The 21,470-nt window shown below is 36.8% G+C and carries 20 protein-coding genes and 1 pseudogene; 16 read left to right on the forward strand and 5 right to left on the reverse strand.

Annotation, left to right across the window (positions count from 1 at the left end; all coding sequences use genetic code 11):
* The 9 genes and pseudogenes from BHU61_RS13635 to tuf all read left to right on the forward strand — a co-directional run.
* Positions 1–90 (forward strand): annotated as a pseudogene (locus BHU61_RS13635) (hypothetical protein); the annotation flags it as partial.
* Between the two features lie 166 nt (positions 91–256).
* Positions 257–1,117 (forward strand): hypothetical protein, encoded by an 861-nt coding sequence (locus tag BHU61_RS11585; protein WP_146608873.1) that lies wholly within the window; start codon positions 257–259, stop codon positions 1,115–1,117.
* 22 nt (positions 1,118–1,139) lie between these two features.
* Positions 1,140–2,681 carry an SgrR family transcriptional regulator gene (locus BHU61_RS11590; protein ID WP_111717031.1) on the forward strand — a complete coding sequence of 514 codons (1,542 nt, stop codon included), beginning with the start codon at positions 1,140–1,142 and terminating at the stop codon, positions 2,679–2,681.
* Positions 2,681–4,306: an ABC transporter substrate-binding protein gene (locus BHU61_RS11595; protein ID WP_111717033.1), complete on the forward strand. Its 1,626-nt coding sequence runs from the start codon at positions 2,681–2,683 to the stop codon at positions 4,304–4,306. Before BHU61_RS11590 ends, BHU61_RS11595 begins: the two co-directional genes overlap by 1 nt.
* Before the next feature lie 96 nt (positions 4,307–4,402).
* Entirely contained in the window at positions 4,403–4,660 is a 258-nt protein-coding gene (locus tag BHU61_RS11600) for a ribosomal L7Ae/L30e/S12e/Gadd45 family protein (RefSeq protein ID WP_111717035.1), read from the forward strand.
* 86 nt (positions 4,661–4,746) lie between these two features.
* Positions 4,747–5,169: a 30S ribosomal protein S12 gene (gene rpsL, locus BHU61_RS11605; protein ID WP_099577390.1), complete on the forward strand. Its 423-nt coding sequence runs from the start codon at positions 4,747–4,749 to the stop codon at positions 5,167–5,169.
* Between the two features lie 114 nt (positions 5,170–5,283).
* Entirely contained in the window at positions 5,284–5,754 is a 471-nt protein-coding gene (rpsG, locus tag BHU61_RS11610; RefSeq protein WP_096077875.1) for a 30S ribosomal protein S7, read from the forward strand.
* Positions 5,755–5,858: 104 nt separating this feature from the next.
* Positions 5,859–7,940 carry an elongation factor G gene (gene fusA / locus BHU61_RS11615; protein ID WP_111717037.1) on the forward strand — a complete coding sequence of 694 codons (2,082 nt, stop codon included), beginning with the start codon at positions 5,859–5,861 and terminating at the stop codon, positions 7,938–7,940.
* A gap of 148 nt (positions 7,941–8,088) precedes the next feature.
* Positions 8,089–9,276: an elongation factor Tu gene (tuf, locus tag BHU61_RS11620; RefSeq protein WP_111717039.1), complete on the forward strand. Its 1,188-nt coding sequence runs from the start codon at positions 8,089–8,091 to the stop codon at positions 9,274–9,276.
* Positions 9,277–9,339: 63 nt separating this feature from the next.
* Here the strand turns inward: tuf and BHU61_RS11625 are convergent, their stop codons facing one another.
* The 3 genes from BHU61_RS11625 to BHU61_RS11635 are packed head-to-tail and all read right to left on the reverse strand — an operon-like array spanning position 9,340 to position 12,852.
* A complete protein-coding gene (locus tag BHU61_RS11625) occupies positions 9,340–10,518 on the reverse strand; it encodes an amidohydrolase (RefSeq protein WP_111717041.1) in 1,179 nt (392 codons plus the stop codon).
* Complete coding sequence (locus BHU61_RS11630; RefSeq protein WP_111717043.1) at positions 10,505–11,692, reverse strand: amidohydrolase; 1,188 nt, start codon at positions 11,690–11,692, stop codon at positions 10,505–10,507. The genes BHU61_RS11625 and BHU61_RS11630 overlap by 14 nt, the downstream gene beginning before the upstream one ends.
* On the reverse strand, positions 11,677–12,852 hold the full coding sequence (locus BHU61_RS11635; RefSeq protein WP_239243129.1) for an amidohydrolase: 1,176 nt from the start codon (positions 12,850–12,852) through the stop codon (positions 11,677–11,679). Before BHU61_RS11635 ends, BHU61_RS11630 begins: the two co-directional genes overlap by 16 nt.
* A 157-nt stretch (positions 12,853–13,009) precedes the next feature.
* Here BHU61_RS11635 and BHU61_RS11640 point away from each other — a divergent pair, with 157 nt between their 5' ends.
* From BHU61_RS11640 to BHU61_RS11660, 5 genes are all read left to right on the forward strand, one after another.
* The gene (locus tag BHU61_RS11640) at positions 13,010–14,200 is read left to right on the forward strand and encodes a glycine C-acetyltransferase (protein ID WP_111717047.1); all 1,191 of its coding nucleotides are present in this window, start codon (positions 13,010–13,012) and stop codon (positions 14,198–14,200) included.
* A gap of 177 nt (positions 14,201–14,377) precedes the next feature.
* A complete protein-coding gene (locus BHU61_RS11645; RefSeq protein ID WP_111717049.1) occupies positions 14,378–15,331 on the forward strand; it encodes an NAD-dependent epimerase/dehydratase family protein in 954 nt (317 codons plus the stop codon).
* Positions 15,332–15,524: 193 nt separating this feature from the next.
* Positions 15,525–16,595, forward strand: coding sequence for a branched-chain amino acid aminotransferase (locus BHU61_RS11650; RefSeq protein WP_111717051.1), 1,071 nt, complete (start codon positions 15,525–15,527; stop codon positions 16,593–16,595).
* 92 nt (positions 16,596–16,687) lie between these two features.
* Positions 16,688–17,722, forward strand: coding sequence for a PTS sugar transporter subunit IIC (locus BHU61_RS11655; RefSeq protein WP_242444257.1), 1,035 nt, complete (start codon positions 16,688–16,690; stop codon positions 17,720–17,722).
* 91 nt (positions 17,723–17,813) lie between these two features.
* Positions 17,814–18,506 carry an HAD family hydrolase gene (locus BHU61_RS11660; RefSeq protein WP_111717055.1) on the forward strand — a complete coding sequence of 231 codons (693 nt, stop codon included), beginning with the start codon at positions 17,814–17,816 and terminating at the stop codon, positions 18,504–18,506.
* A gap of 48 nt (positions 18,507–18,554) precedes the next feature.
* On the opposite strand, the gene BHU61_RS11665 is transcribed toward BHU61_RS11660, so the two are convergent.
* Together BHU61_RS11665 and BHU61_RS11670 are read right to left on the reverse strand one after the other, a co-directional pair.
* Complete coding sequence (locus BHU61_RS11665) at positions 18,555–19,217, reverse strand: deoxynucleoside kinase (RefSeq protein ID WP_111717175.1); 663 nt, start codon at positions 19,215–19,217, stop codon at positions 18,555–18,557.
* A complete protein-coding gene (locus BHU61_RS11670; RefSeq protein WP_111717057.1) occupies positions 19,192–19,812 on the reverse strand; it encodes a deoxynucleoside kinase in 621 nt (206 codons plus the stop codon). Before BHU61_RS11670 ends, BHU61_RS11665 begins: the two co-directional genes overlap by 26 nt.
* Before the next feature lie 73 nt (positions 19,813–19,885).
* Between BHU61_RS11670 and tadA the strand changes: the two genes are divergently transcribed.
* Positions 19,886–20,380: a tRNA adenosine(34) deaminase TadA gene (gene tadA / locus BHU61_RS11675; protein ID WP_275439883.1), complete on the forward strand. Its 495-nt coding sequence runs from the start codon at positions 19,886–19,888 to the stop codon at positions 20,378–20,380.
* A gap of 54 nt (positions 20,381–20,434) precedes the next feature.
* Positions 20,435–21,301: a Cof-type HAD-IIB family hydrolase gene (locus BHU61_RS11680; RefSeq protein ID WP_111717061.1), complete on the forward strand. Its 867-nt coding sequence runs from the start codon at positions 20,435–20,437 to the stop codon at positions 21,299–21,301.
* Positions 21,302–21,470 lie beyond the last annotated feature (169 nt).

Below are 21,470 nucleotides of genomic sequence, written 5' to 3' on the forward strand. Positions count from 1 at the left end.
CATTGGATTCATTCTGTGATACGATGATTCAAATCGCTAAAGAAGCAGAAGAAAATCCAGATATCGTATTAGAAGCACCACATGATACTGTTATCGGCCATCAACGGAAGAAACAACGACCGAAGCACCAACAACTGCGGAACCAACAACCGAAACGCCATCAACGGAAGAAACAACGACTGAAGCACCTACAACAGCAGAACCAACAACAGAAACGCCATCAACGGAAGAAACAACGACTGAAGCGCCTACAACTGTGGAATCAACAACGGAATTACCATCAATCGTAATGCCGACGACAGAGTTACCGACCATGGAACCGACAACGGAAGATCCAGAAACAGAAAGACCGATGACAGAGCGTCCAACAACAGAAGCGCCTGAAACAGAAAGACCGATGACAGAACGTCCAACAACAGAAGCGCCTGAAACAGAAAGACCGATGACAGAACGTCCAACAACAGAACGTCCGGTTGTAATTATCACACCGGCGCCATCAAGTGAGTTACCTTCTGTGTCAGAACAGTTACCTGATCGTCCAAGTGTTTTACCACCTGTAGACAATAATGTTGAAGAACACAACATTCCTAATATCGATATTGATATTCCTGCTACAGATTCAGTAGATATCAATGTAACGTATCATCCGACAGGTACAATCGTGCCTGATAATGAGCGTATAGTTCCAAATGGCGATGTCTCAAATAGTATTGTTTATGTTGCTCATGATGAAAATGATTTAGCGGGTATACTACGCAATCCATATCAACCGCTCATTGAAGATAATACTGAGGAAAATAGAAGTCGTGAGGATGAACTGGATATATTAATTGGATTAAGTCCAATTGAGTGGCCAGTAAATCATTCTTTAGTAGATAAAGACCATCCTTTAAATCGTTCAAAGGATAATGATAAAAACAATGACAATCAAAAATTTAATGATGACGATAAAGAAGATATCGAAGTTGCAAAAACAAATAATGATAAACCGACAGATAATCATCATTTAGATTTACAAATGAATGATTTTACTGTGGCTACTGTAAAAGGTCCGTTAGATACGCCAGACCCAGCGTTACCTACATTTATTTCTGGTCTTGGTGGTTTTAATTTTTAAATAAAGAGAAAGGAGATTTGAGATGGTTGATGTAGATGAAAAATTATTAAAGCTTTATTTATATATGCAACACAACGATTTTTCACGTGATGCCGTCTCGGATTTCCTTGAAATTTCATCAAGACAGTTATCTCGTTTAATGAATAAATGGAGTGAAGATGGCTTTATTTTGTTTAACAGTGGTTTAGGTCGAGGTAATGCAACACAAATTGATTTTCTTAAAAATATTGAAGCGGAATTTATTAATCATCTCATTAGAAATTTAGAAGATTATGATGTGCAGCAATTACAATCCATAATGGCTTTAGATATGTCTGTAAATTCAAAGCGTATATTACGTTTATGCATTGAAGAGGTACTGTACAGCCGTCGTGATTTTTCTGTGGAACAGTTTAACTTCATTGATTATCTCTATCGTATACCAGAGCGAATTCATCCATTAGAACCTTTAGATGTCGCCTTAGTTACAGTGCTTTCAAATGTTGGAGAAAGATTATATAACGTAAAAGGTAATGAAGTTACAAAGACGTTAGTTATTTTTGATGAGTGGATTGGCAATGATCTGATTATTCATCTGCAAAGGGATATTCATTTTTCAAACGGTGATTTGTTATTTGCCTATAATGTTGTTCAGGTATTAACTGATTTAATTGAAGCGAAAGCTGATTTACCTGGATTAAATGATGTATTAAGCGTGGAAGTGGTAGATACTTTTAAGTTGAAGATATCGATGCGTAAGAAGAGTGATTTGATTAAATATATATTAAGTCAGGATTTTGCGACTATCTATAAAGTAAAAGCCAATAAGATACTCTTTACCGGACCATATTTTGTTCACTCATTAAAGCCTGATATTTTAATGTTAAAACTCAATCCGTATTATACGACGAAAATCCCTGATATTACGGATGTATGGCTAATCAATGATTTGAATCAGTATCAGGATTTTGTGCAGCGTAAAGATTTAAAAGAGGAACATACGAGGATAAGATATAGTATGGACTTTCTGACAATTAATCCGAATTGTCATATGACACTTGAAGAGCGTAAACGTCTTGCGCGCATAATATTAGGAGAAGAGCAGCCCGAAGTATTTATTGATAAGTTGAGAATGTTAGCTATTAAAGGGTCGAGATATACGGTAAGTAAAGTGATTGAGACGCTTAATGCATGTGTGAAATCTTTTGAATATATTGAAGTTACGATTGAAGACTATATTGCCAAGCCACTTGAGAGTTTTGATGTCGATGTAGTAATGATGAATGAAGCTTTACCGATGCATCAAAAGTATTTTAACTTGTTACTGAGTGAAAAGTTCTCTACCTGGATAAAGCACTATAAGGAAAGTGAGTATCTGCAATATATTTATCAGCATAAATCGATAGATTACTGGCGATATGCAGAGCATAACTATGAACAGTTTTTAATACAAAATGGTCTGATTGTAATATTAGATTATTACGGAAAAAAAGTATTAACGATGGATAGTTTTAAAGATTATGAGGTAACTGACTTTGGGGTCGTTAAATACGATTCGATTATATCTGTGGAAGAGGAGAAATAATGATTGATCAACGTATTATTGAACTAGAACATTACATAAATCATATCGATGACTTTACACTGGATATTATTGCAGAGAAAATGTTAATTTCTACGAAACAATTGAGTCGTTTGTTAAAAACGTGGGATGAAGAAGGTCTGATTGAATATAAGCCTGGTCGTGGTCGAGGCAATAAGGTGAAAATAGAGCTTAAACGTGATGTACAGGCTGATATTATCGAAGATATTAAGCGTAATATCGACACGATGAATGTAAAGGATTTACAAAAAGTGTTACAACAGCCATGGCGTCATAATGCATTTGTGAAATTACAGGAAATCGTCGATGAAAAAATGAATGAAGAGGAAATTGTGGATAGCAATGAACTCATTGAGTGGGTACATAAAATTCCAGAGAATTTACATCCTGCACATATCAATGATTATTTAGGAGCGCAACTGAGTCATCAATTTTACGATACGTTATATCGCGTTTCTGCTACCGGAAAGATTATACCCAATTTAGTGAGTGTCGATGAATGGAAAGATGACGCATTGCATATTCATCTGAAGAGACAGGTAAAGTTATCGGATGGCTCTTTATTAATAGCAGCAGATGTAAAGGATAGTCTTGATTACTGTGGTAGTGAAAAATGCCCGTTTGCTGCCTTGTTTTCTGAGATTGAACATATTGAAGTTGTTAACGATCATTATATTATTATAAGTTTTAACAAACACCCAAAATATATTAAATATTTATTTTCGCAAAAATATAGTGCGATTTATAGACGTATTGATGAACATACTTTAATTGGAAGTGGACCATATCTGTTGGATGAGTTATCGGAAGATAGCTTAACGATTCGTTATAATTTGTTTTATAGAGGACATTTGCCAGATATTGAAAGAATTAAATATTTGAATAAACGTAGTGAGAAGAATCATTTTGATTCATATAAGAAAGATAATAATGAAGTTGTATTTATTAATATTGGTGAAGAATTTCTATTGTTTAATCCACATAAAGACTTGTCAATTAAACAGCGTGAATATATTAGTCGTATATTTATGGAGACGATGGAAGAGTTTACGGAAACAGAAATCAATAGGGATGTTGCAAATACAACATTAGATGAAAAAGTGAAGCTTGACGTCAAGAATCAAATTTTACGCCCGTTAAAAGTAGTTGCGAATAGTCAAACTAAGGTATTTTTTGAAGCGATGCAGCAACGTTTACTTAAAGATGATATTCAATTGTTATTTATTGAGATGGATTATCTGGAGTATATCAATACTAATTTAATGGCCATCGATGCTGATTTCGTGTGGATGTACGAAAATTATCATAGTTTGCAACCTTATAAAACGATTGATCTATTGAGACAGTGTAAATTCCAGGAATGGTATGGTCAATTGACAGAAGGCTATAAGATTATGAATGATTTTCATTATAAGGAAAATGATGCACCAAGCAATGTGGGTTATCAATATTTAAAAAGATTAAATCAAAAGAGATTATATTTACCGATAAGAAAAGTTAGAAGGAAAATATATGTTGATGCCTATACGAAAAATATTGATGCATTACCTTATGGCATCGTGAATTATATTGATGTTATTTTGGATAAGAAGGCAATACGTAATTAAAGTAAAAAAATATTGAAATATAATTGACTTATACCTAAAATGATGATAGTATTATTTAGGTTGATGAGTAGCACTTAATAGCTTTGGAGGATTGCAATGTCTAATGAAAAAGTTATGCACTCTAGTCAATATGTAGTGGGACTTAAGGAGTCTGTAAAAGCACTTAAGAAGGATCGTGTAGCATCTCTTGAGATTGCGTGCGATACCAATATCCACTTATTAACTACCGTGCTATTACTAGCATACCAAAAGCAATTACCTATTGAATTCAGTAAGTCTAAAGACGCGCTGGGTAAACAATATGGCATTCAAGTGAGAGCAACTGTTGTTGCACATTTGAAATCCGCTTTGTAAGGCGGTATTCTTACAAATCTTTTTTTACCTAAAAAATGAACCACCTGGATGTGTGGAATTAAACAAAAGAGAGGAGGACATTCAAAATGCCAACTATTAACCAATTAGTTAAGAAGCCAAGAACTTCAAAAATTAAAAAATCAACTGCGCCTGCATTAAACAAAGGTTATAACAGTCATAAGAAAAAAGCTACTGATTTAGCATCTCCACAAAAACGTGGTGTATGTACTCGTGTAGGAACTATGACACCTAAAAAACCTAACTCAGCGTTACGTAAATATGCACGTGTGCGTTTATCAAATAATATTGAAGTTAATGCTTACATTCCTGGTATCGGACACAACTTACAAGAACATAGTGTAGTACTTATTCGTGGAGGACGTGTTAAAGATTTACCGGGGGTACGTTACCATATCGTACGTGGAGCATTAGATACTTCAGGTGTTGACGGCCGTATGCAAGGACGTTCTTTATACGGAGCTAAAAAACCTAAAGCTAAAAAAGCATAATTTTAATTTAAATCATGCACTTACTGTTTAGAGAATATTTCATTTTTGTAAATGTAGTGTTCTCACTAGACATCGAAAAATAAAAAAAATATACTGAGGAAGGAGGATATTAATATGCCTCGTAAAGGACCTGTTGCTAAAAGAGACGTATTACCGGATCCAATTCATAATTCAAAATTAGTTACTAAATTAATCAACAAAATTATGATCGATGGAAAACGTGGTACTGCTCAAAAGATTTTATACAACGCTTTTGAATTAGTTCAAGAACGTTCTGGTCGTGATTCTATGGAAGTTTTCGAAGAAGCGATCAACAATATCATGCCTGTATTAGAAGTTAAAGCTCGTCGTGTTGGGGGATCTAACTACCAAGTACCTGTAGAAGTACGCGCTGAGCGTCGTACAACTTTAGGATTACGTTGGTTAGTAAACTACGCACGTCTTCGTGGTGAAAAAACTATGGAAGAGCGTTTAGCTAACGAAATCTTAGATGCTGCTAACAACACTGGTGGTGCTGTTAAGAAACGCGAAGATACACACAAAATGGCTGAAGCAAATAAAGCATTTGCTCATTACCGTTGGTAAGATAAAAGTTAACCCTTTAGTAATTGTGTACAGCTTGCTGTCTTCAATTTACTTGAGGGCTACTTTCTTAAAATAAACCAATCCTGGAAGGAGAAAGAATACCCATGACAAGAGAATTCTCTTTGAGCAACACTCGTAATATCGGTATCATGGCCCACATCGATGCTGGTAAAACGACTACTACTGAACGTATTCTTTATTATACTGGTCGTATCCACAAAATTGGTGAAACACATGAAGGTGCTTCACAAATGGACTGGATGGAACAAGAACAAGAACGTGGTATCACAATCACTTCAGCTGCTACAACAGCTCAGTGGAACGGTACGCGTATCAACATCATCGATACACCTGGACACGTAGACTTCACTGTAGAAGTTGAACGTTCATTACGTGTACTTGATGGAGCGGTAACAGTACTTGATGCACAATCAGGTGTTGAACCACAGACTGAAACTGTATGGCGTCAAGCTACTACATATGGAGTTCCTCGTATCGTATTCATCAACAAGATGGATAAAACTGGTGCGGACTTCAATTATTCTGTAGGTACTTTACACGACAGATTACAAGCAAATGCACACCCAATTCAAATGCCAATCGGTGCTGAAGATCAGTTCAACGCAATCGTAGATTTAGTTGAAATGAAATTACACACTTATACAAATGATTTAGGTACTGACATTGAAGTATCTGATGTTCCTGAAGAATACTTAGCAGATGCAGAAGCAATGCGCGAACAATTAATTGAAGCTGTTGCGGATGTTAATGAAGATTTAATGGACAAATATTTAGGTGGAGAAGAGATTTCAGTTGAAGAATTGAAAGCTGCAATCCGTCAAGCTACTTGTGATGTTGAATTCTTCCCGGTATTAGCTGGTACAGCATTCAAAAACAAAGGTGTTCAATTAATGTTAGATGCTGCAATTGCATACTTACCATCACCATTAGATGTTAAACCAATCGTAGGTCACGAAGTTGACGATAAAGATGCTGAAATCATCGCTAAACCAGATGATTCTGAGCCATTTGCTGCTTTAGCGTTCAAAGTTATGACTGACCCATTCGTAGGTAAATTAACATTCTTCCGTGTGTATTCTGGTACATTAAACTCAGGTTCTTATGTACAAAATGCTACTAAAGGTAAACGTGAACGTGTAGGACGTATCTTACAGATGCATGCTAACTCACGTGAAGAGATTTCAACAGTTTACGCTGGAGATATCGCTGCTGCAGTAGGTTTAAAAGATACAACTACTGGGGATACTTTATGTGATGAAAAGGTTCAAGTAATCTTAGAATCAATGGAATTCCCAGAACCAGTTATTCACTTATCTGTTGAGCCTAAATCTAAAGCTGACCAAGATAAAATGACTAACGCATTAGTTAAATTACAAGAAGAAGATCCTACATTCCATGCGCATACTGATCCTGAAACAGGACAAGTTATCATTGGTGGTATGGGTGAGCTTCACTTAGATATCCTTGTAGACCGTATGAAACGTGAATTTAAAGTTGAATGTACAGTTGGTGCGCCAATGGTATCATACCGTGAAACGTTTAAAACAGCTGCTGCCGTTCAAGGTAAATTCTCACGTCAATCAGGTGGTCGCGGACAATATGGTGACGTTCATATCGAATTCTCACCTAATGAAGTTGGAGCTGGATTCGAATTCGAAAACGCTATCGTCGGTGGGGTAGTTCCTCGTGAATATATTCCTTCAGTTGAAGCGGGTCTTAAAGATGCAATGGAAAACGGTGTATTGGCTGGATATCCATTAATCGATGTTAAGGCTAAATTATTTGATGGTTCATACCATGATGTCGATTCATCTGAGATGGCCTTCAAAGTAGCTGCTTCATTAGCTTTAAAAGAAGCTGCTAAAAAATGTGATCCTGTAATCTTAGAACCTATGATGAAGGTAGAAATCGTAATGCCTGAAGAATACATGGGTGATATTATGGGTGACGTTACAAGTCGTCGTGGACGCGTAGAAGGTATGGAAGCTCGTGGTAACGCACAAGTTGTTCGTGCATTTGTACCTCTTGCTGAAATGTTCGGTTATGCAACTAACTTACGTTCTAATACACAAGGTCGCGGAACTTACTCAATGGTGTTCGATCACTATGAAGAAGTACCAAAATCAGTATCAGAAGAAATCATCAAGAAAAACAAAGGTCAATAATCTGTAAATACTTGAACGGTGCACAGTTCAATATATTGCAATTTAAGACTAAATGATTTATAAATGAATTATGTATTCCCTCATGAGGGTGAGAATCTCTCATGAGTAATATTAAAAAATTAACTTAAACTTAAGGAGAGATTTCGAAATGGCTAAAGAAAAATTTGATCGCTCGAAAACACATGCCAATATTGGTACTATCGGTCACGTTGACCACGGTAAAACAACTTTAACAGCTGCAATTGCAACTGTATTATCAAAAAAATTAGGTGGGGAAGCTCGTTCTTACGACCAAATCGATAACGCACCTGAAGAAAAAGAACGTGGTATCACAATCAATACTTCACACATCGAGTATGAAACTGACAAACGTCACTATGCTCACGTTGACTGCCCAGGACACGCGGACTACGTTAAAAACATGATTACTGGTGCTGCTCAAATGGACGGTGGTATCTTAGTAGTATCTGCTGCTGACGGTCCAATGCCTCAAACTCGTGAACACATTCTTTTATCACGTAACGTAGGTGTACCTGCATTAGTAGTATTCTTAAACAAAGTTGACATGGTTGACGATGAAGAATTATTAGAATTAGTTGAAATGGAAGTTCGTGACTTATTATCTGAATACGATTTCCCTGGCGACGATATTCCAGTAATCGCTGGTTCTGCTTTAAAAGCATTAGAAGGCGAAGAAAAATACGAAGAAAAAATCATGGAATTAATGGATGCAGTTGATGAGTATATCCCAACTCCAGAACGTGATTCTGAAAAACCATTCATGATGCCAGTTGAGGACGTATTCTCAATCACTGGTCGTGGTACAGTAGCTACAGGACGTGTTGAACGTGGACAAGTTAAAGTTGGTGAAGAAATTGAAATCATCGGTTTAACTGAAGAGCCATCTAAAACAACTGTAACTGGTGTTGAAATGTTCCGTAAATTATTAGATTACGCTGAAGCTGGTGACAACATTGGTGCATTATTACGTGGGGTTTCACGTGAAGATGTTCAACGTGGACAAGTATTAGCTAAACCAGGAACTATCACTCCACATACTAAATTTAAAGCTGAAGTTTACGTATTATCTAAAGAAGAGGGTGGACGTCATACGCCATTCTTCACTAACTACCGCCCACAGTTCTACTTCCGTACAACTGACGTAACTGGTGTAGTTAACTTACCAGAAGGTACTGAAATGGTTATGCCTGGAGACAACGTTGAAATGAACGTTGAATTAATCTCTCCAATCGCGATTGAAGACGGAACTCGTTTCTCAATTCGTGAAGGTGGACGTACTGTAGGATCAGGCGTTGTATCTGTAATCGAAAAATAATATCACTTTTGTGATTTTTAAAACCCACGAGGGACGCCTCGTGGGTTTTATTTTATATTTTTACTATTCTTTTTCTAGTGTATCCATATGTTCTGCTAAATTGACAAATACTCTAACCCCATTGAGCAATCCATTTTCGTCCATATCAAATTTTGGATGATGATGTGGAAAATCAGCTTGTATTGTTTCATTTCTAACTCCAGTGTTAAAATAACATCCTGGTCTTTCCTGAAGAAAGTAAGCAAAATCTTCACCACCAAGAGATGGTGTTCCTTCTAATACTTCATCAATTTCTGAAATAGCTTCACTTAAATTTTTAAGCCATAATGTTTCTTTTTCACTGTTAATTAATGCAGGATAACCGTCTGTGTAGTTTAATGTAATATTAACATTAAAGCTCTTTTCAATACCTTCGATTATTTCATTTATTCTTTCTATCATTACATCTTTAATCGATTTATCATACGTGCGCAATGTACCGCTTAAATGCGCAGTTTCTGCAATAACATTAAAGGCATTGCCACTTTTAAATTCTCCAATCGTTAATACACCTGTTTTAATCGGATCGATGCTACGAGAGACAACGGTTTGTAGTTGTGTGATTAAGTAGCTAGCTGCGATAACTGCATCATGTGTCGTATGTGGCGCAGCACCATGTCCGCCTAATCCATGTATATCAATTGTAAATGCATCGGCAAATCCATATGAAGGACCGGTAACAAAACTCACTGCATTACTTTCCAGGTTGCTTGAAGTGTGTGTGCCAAATACGTAGTCTACCCCATCTAAAACACCTGCTTCAATCATTGATTTAGCACCACCTGGTAAAACTTCCTCAGCATGTTGATGACAAAGAATGACTGTTCCTTTAAGTTCACTTTGATGTGCTTTTATGATTTTAGCGGTGATCAGCAGCATTGCTGTATGACCATCATGCCCACAAGCATGCATTACACCCGGTACTTTTGATTTATAAGGTACGTCTTTCAAATCCTGAATAGGTAATGCATCAAAATCCGCGCGGAGTAATACTGTTGGGCCAGGTAATTTACCTTCTATCACACCATATAACCCATTACCTCCAACATTACGCGTTACTGGAATATCTAGCGCTGTTAAATAATTTGCGATATACTCGGCTGTTTCTGTCTCATGAAAAGAGAGTTCCGGATGCATATGCAAATATCTTCTTATTTCAATCAGCTCTTCTTTATATTGGTCTACCGTTTTATACCATGTCATCTACAGCCCCCCCTTGTTCAAAGTAATCAACAGTAGCTTGTAAGAATACTTTTACTGCATTCAACATACCTCTTTCATCAATATCAAACTTTGGATGATGATGAGGGAAATCTGCCTTAAAGTTCTCGTTACGTGTACCAGTATAGAAAAATGAACCTGGAACGCGTTGCAAGTAATAAGAAAAATCTTCTCCGCCTAGAGAAGGCTCAAGTTCAACAAGTTCTTCTACGCTCTCTATTTTGCGAGCAGCACTAACAATTAAGTCTGTTTCGTTTGTAGTGTTTACAACTGGAGGATATCCTTTTAAATATTTTAATTCATAAGTGATTCCCATTGTTGTTACGAGTCCTTCCAGACATTTTTTCAGTTCTTTATACATTAAATTTTGTGTTTCTGCATTAAAAGTTCTTATTGTCCCAGCTATTTTAGATGTATCTGGAATAACATTGTTCTGATCACCTGCTTCTAATTGTGTAATAGATAGCACTGCAGGAGTCGTTGGATTTGTTTTACGTGAAACAATATATTGAAGATCATTACATAAGCGTATTGTTGCTGCAACTGGATCAATCGTCGTATCTGGATGTGCGGCGTGCCCCCCTTTGCCTTGAATGGTAATCCAGAAATCATCAGGGATGCCTGTAGCTGTCCCATATTTATAACCAATCTTTCCTACATCTAAAGAACTTGACACATGTTGACCGATAATAGCATCCACACCACTTAAACAATTGTCTGCTATCATTTGTATTGCACCACCAGGATCAACCTCTTCAGCATGCTGATGAATGAATACTAAATTTCCGTTCAGTTTATCAAAGTTTTCTGATAGGATTTTCGCTGTAATAAGTAGAACCGCTGTATGTGCGTCATGCCCACAAGCATGCATAACACCTGGAACTTGTGATTTATAAGGTACTTCTTTTTCATCTTGAATAGGTAATGCATCGAAATCAGCACGAATAGCAAGTGTAGGTAAATCAGGATTTTTAATTAATCGTCCTACGACACCGCGTCCACCTGCACCGGTTTCGACTTCAATACCTAAATCAGATAAGTAATCAGCGATAAACTGGGGCGTTTCCGTTTCTTGAAATGATAGTTCAGGGTTCATATGAAAATGACGACGTAATGCTACAAGTTCGTCATAATACTTCTCTATTTGTTTAAACATAGTACACCTTCTTCTAATAATATATTTAAAAATAATTTTGTAGCATCATTCATTGCAGATTCATCAAAATCAAATAAAGGGTGATGGTGAGGTGCAGTTATGCCACGTTCTTTATTACCAGCAGCGGTAAAGAAGAAAGCGCCTGGCTTATGCTGTAGATAGTATGAGAAATCTTCACCAATCATCACTTGTTCCATTTCATTAAAGGATAACCCGGAACGTTCTGAGGCACGTTTAATAACATCCACACATTCATTATGATTGATAACAGCAGGATAACCGTCGATATAATCTAATGTGTATGTTAATCCTTTTGCAATCGATAGTCCTTTTAATTCATTTTCCATCGCTGTTTTTATCAGCGTTTTTATTTCAGAATCGAATGTTCTCACTGTGCCGGTACAAAAAGCCTTATCGCTTATAATATTAAATGCATTACCAGCAACAACTTTTCCGATAGTAAGTACGGCTTCACTTGTTGGGGGAACATTTCTGGAAACGATAGTCTGTATATTTGTAATAAATGTTGCCATCGCCACAATCGCATCTATTGCTGTATCAGGATGAGCACCGTGTCCGCCTTTTCCTTGTATTGTGATATCGAACATATCCGGACTAGCCAGCATCGCATCGTATTTACAATGTATCGCCCCATGTTCAAAAGGTGACCACAGATGATTGCCGTAAACTCTATCCACGCCTTCAAGGGCACCATCATTGGTCATTGGTTCTGCACCACCTGGAGCAAGTTCTTCAGCAAATTGGAAAAGTAGAACAATGGTTCCATTAATATTGTCGAAGTGTTTATCTAATATGCGTGCTACTCCTAGCAGAATAGAAGTATGACCATCATGACCACAGGCATGCATAACACCATCATTTTGTGATTTGTACGGGACGTCTTTTTGATCCTGAATCGGCAGTGCATCAAAATCAGCACGCAAAGCGATTGAAGCACCACTACCATTTGAAATGGTTGCCACTAATCCTTTCTCACCGACACGTTCTCTAATCGAGAAATGTTTGAGCTGCTGTAATTGCTCAAGAATAAATGCATAAGTATTTGTTTCTTCAAAAGACAGTTCTGGATGCATATGTAAAAATCTGCGGTCTTTTATAAGTTGCTCCGTTTCATTTTGTACGAGCTGCTGGATATCCAAGTGGCTCACTCCTCTACAGTATAATGTTATTAGTGTAACAGAGAAATTAGAATATTTAAACTTCTTAATCTGGCCGAAACCGTTTACTTATTCAATAGCAGTTCATTATAACTTATGTTATGATGTAAATGAAAATTACATTCAAGGGGTGCTTAAAATGTCTAAAGTATTAGAACAGTTCTTATCAGAGAATTTAAATTATTTAAAAGACAACGGTCTATACAATGAAATTAATGTTGTTGAAGGCGCAAACGGTCCAATCATTAAAATTAAAGGTAAAGAATTAATCAACCTTTCATCTAATAACTATTTAGGTTTAGCTACAAATGATCGCATGAAGAAAGTCGCTAAAGAAGCTGTAGACTCACACGGTGTTGGTGCAGGTGCAGTACGTACAATCAATGGTACATTAGATTTACACGTTCAATTAGAAGAAAAATTAGCAGAATTTAAAGGTACTGAAGCTGCAATTGCATACCAATCAGGATTTAACTGTAATATGGCAGCAATTAGTGCAGTTATGAATAAAGAAGATGCAATTCTTTCAGATGAATTAAACCATGCATCTATCATCGACGGATGTCGTTTATCTAAAGCGAAGATCATCCGTGTAAACCACTCAGATATGGACGATTTACGTGCGAAAGCAAAAGAAGCGGTTGAATCTGGTCTTTACAAAAAAGTAATGTATATTACTGATGGTGTATTCTCTATGGATGGAGACGTTGCAAAATTACCAGAAATCGTTGAAATTGCTGAAGAATTTGGTTTAATCACTTATGTTGATGATGCACACGGTAGTGGTGTAATGGGTAAAGGTGCAGGAACAGTGAAACATTTCGGTCTTCAGGATAAGATTGATTTCCAAATCGGTACTTTATCAAAAGCAATCGGTGTTGTTGGCGGATATGTAGCTGGAACACAAGATTTAATCGACTGGTTAAAAGTTGCTTCACGTCCATTTTTATTCTCTACTTCATTAGCACCATCAGATACGCGTGCGATAACTGAAGCAATTGATATTTTAATGGAATCTACTGAATTACATGATAAGTTATGGGAAAATGGTAACTACTTAAAAGACGGCCTTAAAAAATTAGGTTTCGATATCGGTCATTCAGAAACACCTATTACTCCATGTATTATCGGTGATGAGAAAACAACTCAAGAATTCTCTAAACGTTTAATGGAAGAAGGCGTATATGCTAAATCTATCGTCTTCCCAACTGTGCCAAAAGGTACAGGACGTGTACGTAATATGCCAACTGCTGCGCATACTAAAGAAATGTTAGACGATGCTTTAGCAATTTATGAACGCGTCGGTAAAGCATTAAATATCATTAAATAATTTGTAAATCTTAAAATAATATGAACAAATCACAAAAGAGTGGGAATTTCCCACTCTTTTTATGTATCTCCCTAATGGACATGTAACCGTTTTTATTATAGAATGAATGTGCAAATAATTAAAAATCATTACATTTGTACTTTCAAGAAAGACAAATGTACATAAAGGGGTATAAACATGAAAAGAATTATGATTACTGGTGCATTAGGTCAAATCGGAACTGAATTGACACTTAAATTACGTGAAATTTATGGTGTAGACAATGTATTAGCTACAGACTTACGTCGTCCAGAAGAAGGCGCAAAAGTTTTAGAAGGTCCTTTCGAAGAGTTAGATGTAACAGATGCTGAACGTATGGACAAATTAGCTGCAGACTTTAAAGCAGATACTTTAATGCATATGGCTGCATTATTATCGGCAACAGCTGAGAAAAATCCGGTATTCGCATGGAACTTAAATATGGGCGGTTTACTGAACGCATTAGAAGTTGCACGTAAATATAACATGCAGTTCTTTACACCTTCTTCAATCGGTGCATTTGGACCAAGTACTCCAGCAGACAATACGCCACAAGTAACAATACAACGTCCTACAACAATGTACGGTGTAAACAAAGTTTCTGGTGAGTTATTATGTGACTATTACTTCCACCGTTTCGGCGTAGATACACGTGGTGTACGTTTCCCGGGTCTTATCTCACACGTTAAAGAACCAGGTGGCGGTACAACTGACTATGCAGTAGAAATTTACTTCAAAGCGATTCGTGAAGGTAAATACACTTCATACATCAACAAAGATACATTCATGGATATGATGTTTATGGATGATGCGATTGATGCAATTATCAAGTTAATGGAAGCACCGGCTGAAAACTTAAAAGACCGTAACGCATTTAACGTTACAGCGATGAGTGTAGATCCAGAAATGATCGCTGCAAGCATTCGTAAAGTAATGCCAGACTTCGAACTTGATTATGATGTAGATCCAGTACGTGAAGGTATTGCACAAAGCTGGCCAAACTCAATCGATGCAACTGAAGCGAAGCAACAATGGGGATTTGAACCTAAGTTTGATTTAGATGCAATGACGAAAGAGATGTTAGATGCAATTAAATTAAAAGAAAACAAATAATCGATAAATCTTATAAATAATCCGAAGAAATGCGTAGCAATTATTGCGAATTTCTTCGGATTTTTTTGATTTTTTAATGTAAGCGTTTTAATTGTATAAAAGAATTAGAATTTTCTAAAAACTCATTGAAAAACGAATTTAGAGTTGCTATACTAAGTGACATTAATAATAAATTTTGAAAGGATTGAATGAAATGGTAGCTGTATTTGAAGTGGAAGAACGAATGCATAAACAGCAAAAGCCTGATCCTGAAAATTTGGGATTTGGTCAATTTTTTACAGATTATATGTTTTCAATGGATTACTCACAAGAAGAAGGTTGGCATAATAAAAAAATCATCCCTTATCAGGAAATCTCCATGAGCCCTGCTTCGCAAGTGCTTCATTATGGTCAGGCAGTTTTTGAAGGACTGAAGGCTTATAAGACACAAGATGGTGTTCAGTTATTTCGCCCCGATCAAAATTTTAAACGAATGAATCAGTCATGTGAACGATTAGAGATGCCTCAAATAGACGTTGAAGAAATGATACAAGCTCTTCAACAGCTTGTTGCACTGGAAGAAGCGTGGATTCCAGATGGCGCAGGTCAGTCTTTATATATTAGACCGATTGTATTTGCGAACGAACCTTTCTTAGGTGTACGACCAGCGATTAGCTATAAATTTCTGATTCTTTTATCACCAGTTGGAGCTTATTATGGAGGTGGACAATTATCACCTACCAAAATCTATGTTGAAGATGAATATGTTAGAGCAGTTAGAGGTGGTGTAGGATTTGCGAAAGCAGCAGGCAACTATGCTGCAAGTTTAATTGCTCAATCTAGAGCTGAAAAATTAGGGTACGACCAAGTGTTATGGCTAGACGGTGTTGAACAGGCGTATATTGAAGAAGTAGGGAGTATGAATATATTCTTTGTTATCAATAATAAATTTGTAACACCTGAACTGAATGGCAGTATATTACCAGGTATTACACGTAAGTCGATTTTAGAGCTAGCTGAGCATTTAGGATATGTTGTGGAAGAACGTCGCATCGGTATTCAGGAAGTTGTGGATAGTGCAAAAGATGGCAGTTTAACCGAAGTATTCGGCGCAGGAACAGCAGTCGTTATCTCACCGGTTGGCGAGATTAAATATAAAGATGAAGTATTAACGATTGGCGATGGCAATACAGGTAAATTAACTGAAGAACTATATAATGCGTATACAAGCATTCAAAATGGTTCAAAAGAAGATCCGTTTGGATGGTGTATTTCAGTAGAATAAATAATAAGGAGCGTGGTCAATTATGGATATTCATATTTGTAACGAGAAAGAAGGTCATATTATGTAAAAACTAAAAATAGGAGTGGATAATTATGGAACATGAGATGCGTAAAAAAGCATATTTTAAAGATCGATTTGAAAAAGGCGCACAAGGTATCTCAGCCGGTATCTTTGTATCTCTCGGTGTAGGGATGCTATTAAAGTCGCTTGGAGGTTTATTACATTTTGATTTATTAGTTCTTTTCGGTACGATTTCGATGTTAATTTTAGCACCGGCACTAGGAGGAGCTATCGCTTATAGCTTAGGCGCAAATGGTATTACATTAGTATCTGCGATGGTTGCTGCAACGATTGGAGGTAACGCATTAAAAGAAGTAAATGGAGCTTTTACAATCCAGACAGGACTTCCAATCGGTGCAATTATCGGTGCAATCGTAGCAACGTATGTTGGTAAGAAAGTAACTGGAAAGACGATTCTTGACATGATGGCAGTGCCAACATCTGCAGTACTTGCTGGTAGTTTAGCTGGATATTATCTGGCGCGTGTCGTGGAACCAGCATTAGTCGTTATTTCGAAATCGATCGCTCAATCTGTAGAAGGACAACCGCTCATCTCATCTGTAGTGATTGCACTCGTATTTGCAGTTATCGTAATGACACCAGCATCATCAGCAGCGCTGGTTATTGTATTACAACTTGACCCGGCATCTTCTGCCGCAGCACTTGTCGGTATCTCAGCACAATTTGTAGGATACACAGCTATGGGCTTAAAGGATAATGATTTAGGTGGTTTCTTGGCACAGCTCGTTTGTACACCTAAAGTTCAGTTCCCGAACATTGTAAACAACCCTAAAATTATGGTAGCGCCACTTGCAGCTGCTGCAATCAGTGGACCTGTTGCAATCCTTGGATTTCATTTAGGCGTACCATATGAAATTGGTGGTATCGGCTTATGCGGATTTATCGCACCGTTGCAGATTTTAAATGATCAAGGCGTTGTACCATTTACGCAATTTATGATTGCGGGGGTCTTATTACCACTTGTAGTAACATATGTATTACACTACGGTGTTGCACGACGTTTTAATCATGTAAAAGCGGGAGATTTAGCTTTAGAAATCAAATAAATAAAATATCTCACTCAAAATAGAGTGAGATATTTTTGCGTGAAGCGGGTATAAAATTAATAAAAGTGAAGTTAAGGAGTAGAGAAGGATTATGACGAAATTAATCGTATTTGATAAAGACGGAACATTAATGAAATTAGGACATCCGTTGGTAAAGTTAGCTGATGACTTGATCAATGAATTTTCAGTGCGTACTAATATACATGTGCCGAAATCTGAAATAAAAGACGCGTTCGGTATTGTCGATGATCATGTTGATAAATTGATTGGCGCAAAAACAACAAAGACTATCGTCTCAAGTTTAGAAAAACTTCCGAATGGTGATGCGATGGCAAGCTGGTTACTTAAAAAGATTGAACATACAACGTCTGACAATGAAGCGGAAGACATCGAAATGATTGAAGGTGTTCAGGACACATTGAAATCTTTACATGATAAAGGTTATCTGCTTGCGATTGTGTCTGCGGACGACACAGCATCGATGGATTTATTTATTGATAAATATAACATTCGTGCATACTTCGATAAGATTATTACGAGTGATTCCACTGATTATCATAAACCACAAAAAGAACTGTTACAGCTGATCATGGATGATTTAAATGTTGTCAAAGAAGATACGATGATGGTTGGTGATACAGAGATGGATGTAGAACTTGGGCAAAATGGTGAAGTTGGTAAAATCGTTGGCGTATTATCAGGATCAGGCGATCAACAAGATTTGCGTAATGCCCACGTCGTTCTAGGTAGTGTTGCTGAGATGATTGATAAACTTGAGTTATAAAATAATAAAAAGATGGTACGGTAAATTTTTACCGTATCATCTTTTTATTTATCTTTGATGCATAGCTCTATGCGTTTCAATGACTTTTGCGATTTTCTGAATAACAGGATCCAGTGAATCGATATCGTCATACACATCATATTCATTAATATTGACACGTACGACTGGACAGGCGTTGAAACCATCAATCCACTTTTCATAACGCGCAAATAAGGCACGCCAGTAAGCTTCATCAGTTTCAATTTCCATTTGACGTCCACGCTCGGCGATACGATTAATCACAGATTCATAGTCACACTCTAAATAGATTAAACAGTCAGGTTTAGGGAAGTATGGCGTCATCACCATGGCTTCATATAATTCATAATACGTTTTGAAGTCTTCTGCTGTCATCGTACCGCCTTCTTCATGCATTTTAGCGAAGATATCAACGTCTTCGTAAATAGAACGGTCCTGAATAAATCCACCACCATACTCAAACATACGTTTCTGTTCTTTGAAACGTTCAGCTAAAAAGTAAATTTGCAGATGGAAGCTCCAACGATCAAAGTCAGCATAGAATTTTTCAAGATAAGGATTATTATCAACTTTTTCAAAAGACGTTTTAAAGTTTAATTTTTCAGCTAAAGCTCTTGTTAAAGAAGACTTACCGACACCTACTGTGCCAGCAATAGTAATAATTGCATCATTTGGTATTTGGTACATTGTGATCTCCAATTCTCGCGGTAATGCGTTGTAATATTTGTTCGAAATCTTGTGGATTATTTACAAAGTCAAGATGTGTCGTATCGATGAGTAAGGTTGTATCACTATCTTTCATAGATTCGTATACATTTTTATAATCTTCGGTTAACTTAATTAAATAATTATCTTCAATAATCTGTTCGAAGTCTCGTGCACGTTTGGCGATACGTGTCTTTAAAGTATCAAGTTCTGCAGTCAAGAATATCGTTGCATCAGGCTCTCTAATATCTTCAGTTAGAATATCATAGATACGGATGAATTTATCATATTCATTATCGTTTAAAGTATTCTTTGCAAACACTTTATTCTTTAGAATGTGATAATCGCTGACTACAGCTGTATCTTTACTTAACTCACTTAACTCTTTGTAACGATGGCATAAGAAAAACATCTCGGTCTGAAAGCTCCACTTTTCAATGTCAGCATAAAAGTCTGAAAGAAAAGGATTCTCTTCTACGATTTCGTACATCGCAGGAACACCTAGATGTTTAGAAAGTAAAGTAGTTAATGAACTTTTACCGACACCGATAGGGCCTTCAATTGCAATATATAAAGGTGTCATAATAATCTCCTCTAATGTAGAATAAAATAGTATATAGTATTGTAACACAAAAATTATGAAGGTGGACGATAATTTGAATCATGAAGTTTATATGAAACTTGCAATTGAAGAAGCGCATAAAGCTTTAGCGATTGATGAAGTACCGATTGGTGCTGTAGTAGTCCATCACGGTGAAATTATCGGTAGAGGGTTTAATACACGGGAGTCTGAACAAAATCCCATTCATCATGCGGAGATGAAAGCAATTCAGGCAGCAAGTGAACATTTAGGGTCGTGGCGCTTAGAGGAGTGTACTTTGTATGTGACACTCGAACCATGTGTGATGTGCAGTGGTGCTATCGTGATGAGTCGCATACCAATTGTTGTTTACGGCGCACATGATGAAAAGGGTGGGTGCAGTGGCAGTCTGATGAACTTACTCAATCAACCACAATTTAATCATCGTGCAACTGTGATTAGCGGGATATGTCATGATGAATGTAGTAACTTACTGAAAGATTTTTTTAGAAGCTTAAGACAGAAAAAGTTACTCGAAAAACAAAACATACTCAATAGTGGGTTATTTTAGATATCCCTTAAAAAATTTGGTAAACTGAATGTATTCAAATGAGGAGATGAGCCCATGATTAAACTAATTGCAACCGATATGGATGGAACATTATTAAACAGCGCACATGAAGTATCTGAAGAAAATATTAAGGCGATTGAATACGCACAATCAAAAGGTGTGACAGTTGTTATTGCTACAGGGCGTGCATTCTATGAAGCGAATACACCTATTAAACCGACCGGATTAAAAGTCCCATTCATTTGTTTGAATGGTGCGGAAGTGCGTGATGAGGAATTCAATATTAGACATACTTCGAAATTAAGCGATCAGCAGATTAAAGAAGTTACTTCGATATTAGATAAATATAGTTTGTATTATCAGGTATACACAAGTGCACGCATTTATACGGAAGATAAAGAGAAAGACTTACAAATTTATCTGGATATTGCAGAAAAGATGGGACACACACCCGATGTAGAAAAAATACGCAACGCTATCCAGAAACGAATTGATAATGGATCACTAAAAGAAGTATCAAATTATCAGGAAGTATATGAACGTGATGGTGAGATTGTGATGAAATTCTTAGCCTTCTCTAGTGATTTAGACAAAATTGATACAGCTAAAGCGGAACTTGCCCAGTTTAAACATTTAGCAGTATCTGCGTCATCTCGTGGTAACATTGAAATCACACATAATGATGCACAAAAAGGGATTGCATTAGAGGCGCTATGTGAACAGCTAAATATCACGATGGACCAAGTGATGGCGATTGGTGATAATTTAAATGATATTTCGATGATTGAGAAAGCGAAGTATTCCTTTGCAATGGAAAACGGTACAGATGAAGTAAAAGCAGTAGCGCGTTACATGGCAGGATCTAATGAAGACAGCGGTGTCGGGCGTGCAATTATGCAAGTGATGAATGGAGAAGTTTAGATTTCACAGAGCTAAACAAGTCCGATATAAGTGATATATCGAACTAAACGATTTGTAATCTGGTGCGACGTGTCCAATAACATAGCAATATTGGACACATCTCAACAACTAATACGATACACATCCAATTAAAAAGCGATGATACCCACAAGTATCATCGCTTTCATCA

This window comes from Macrococcus epidermidis (assembly GCF_003259695.1).
In the GTDB taxonomy this organism is placed as follows: Bacteria; Bacillota; Bacilli; order Staphylococcales; family Staphylococcaceae; genus Macrococcoides; species Macrococcoides epidermidis.

Excerpts from the sequence above, each read along its gene's own strand:
- BHU61_RS11590 (WP_111717031.1), top strand. The coding sequence starts at position 1,140 with ATGGTTGATGTAGATGAAAAATTATTAAAGCTTTATTTATATATGCAA.
- BHU61_RS11595 (WP_111717033.1), top strand. The coding sequence starts at position 2,681 with ATGATTGATCAACGTATTATTGAACTAGAACATTACATAAATCATATC.
- BHU61_RS11600 (WP_111717035.1), top strand. The coding sequence starts at position 4,403 with ATGTCTAATGAAAAAGTTATGCACTCTAGTCAATATGTAGTGGGACTT.
- rpsL (WP_099577390.1), top strand. The coding sequence starts at position 4,747 with ATGCCAACTATTAACCAATTAGTTAAGAAGCCAAGAACTTCAAAAATT.
- rpsG (WP_096077875.1), top strand. The coding sequence starts at position 5,284 with ATGCCTCGTAAAGGACCTGTTGCTAAAAGAGACGTATTACCGGATCCA.
- fusA (WP_111717037.1), top strand. The coding sequence starts at position 5,859 with ATGACAAGAGAATTCTCTTTGAGCAACACTCGTAATATCGGTATCATG.
- tuf (WP_111717039.1), top strand. The coding sequence starts at position 8,089 with ATGGCTAAAGAAAAATTTGATCGCTCGAAAACACATGCCAATATTGGT.
- BHU61_RS11625 (WP_111717041.1), bottom strand. The coding sequence starts at position 10,518 with ATGACATGGTATAAAACGGTAGACCAATATAAAGAAGAGCTGATTGAA.
- BHU61_RS11630 (WP_111717043.1), bottom strand. The coding sequence starts at position 11,692 with ATGTTTAAACAAATAGAGAAGTATTATGACGAACTTGTAGCATTACGT.
- BHU61_RS11640 (WP_111717047.1), top strand. The coding sequence starts at position 13,010 with ATGTCTAAAGTATTAGAACAGTTCTTATCAGAGAATTTAAATTATTTA.
- BHU61_RS11645 (WP_111717049.1), top strand. The coding sequence starts at position 14,378 with ATGAAAAGAATTATGATTACTGGTGCATTAGGTCAAATCGGAACTGAA.
- BHU61_RS11650 (WP_111717051.1), top strand. The coding sequence starts at position 15,525 with ATGGTAGCTGTATTTGAAGTGGAAGAACGAATGCATAAACAGCAAAAG.
- BHU61_RS11655 (WP_242444257.1), top strand. The coding sequence starts at position 16,688 with ATGGAACATGAGATGCGTAAAAAAGCATATTTTAAAGATCGATTTGAA.
- BHU61_RS11660 (WP_111717055.1), top strand. The coding sequence starts at position 17,814 with ATGACGAAATTAATCGTATTTGATAAAGACGGAACATTAATGAAATTA.
- BHU61_RS11670 (WP_111717057.1), bottom strand. The coding sequence starts at position 19,812 with ATGACACCTTTATATATTGCAATTGAAGGCCCTATCGGTGTCGGTAAA.
- BHU61_RS11680 (WP_111717061.1), top strand. The coding sequence starts at position 20,435 with ATGATTAAACTAATTGCAACCGATATGGATGGAACATTATTAAACAGC.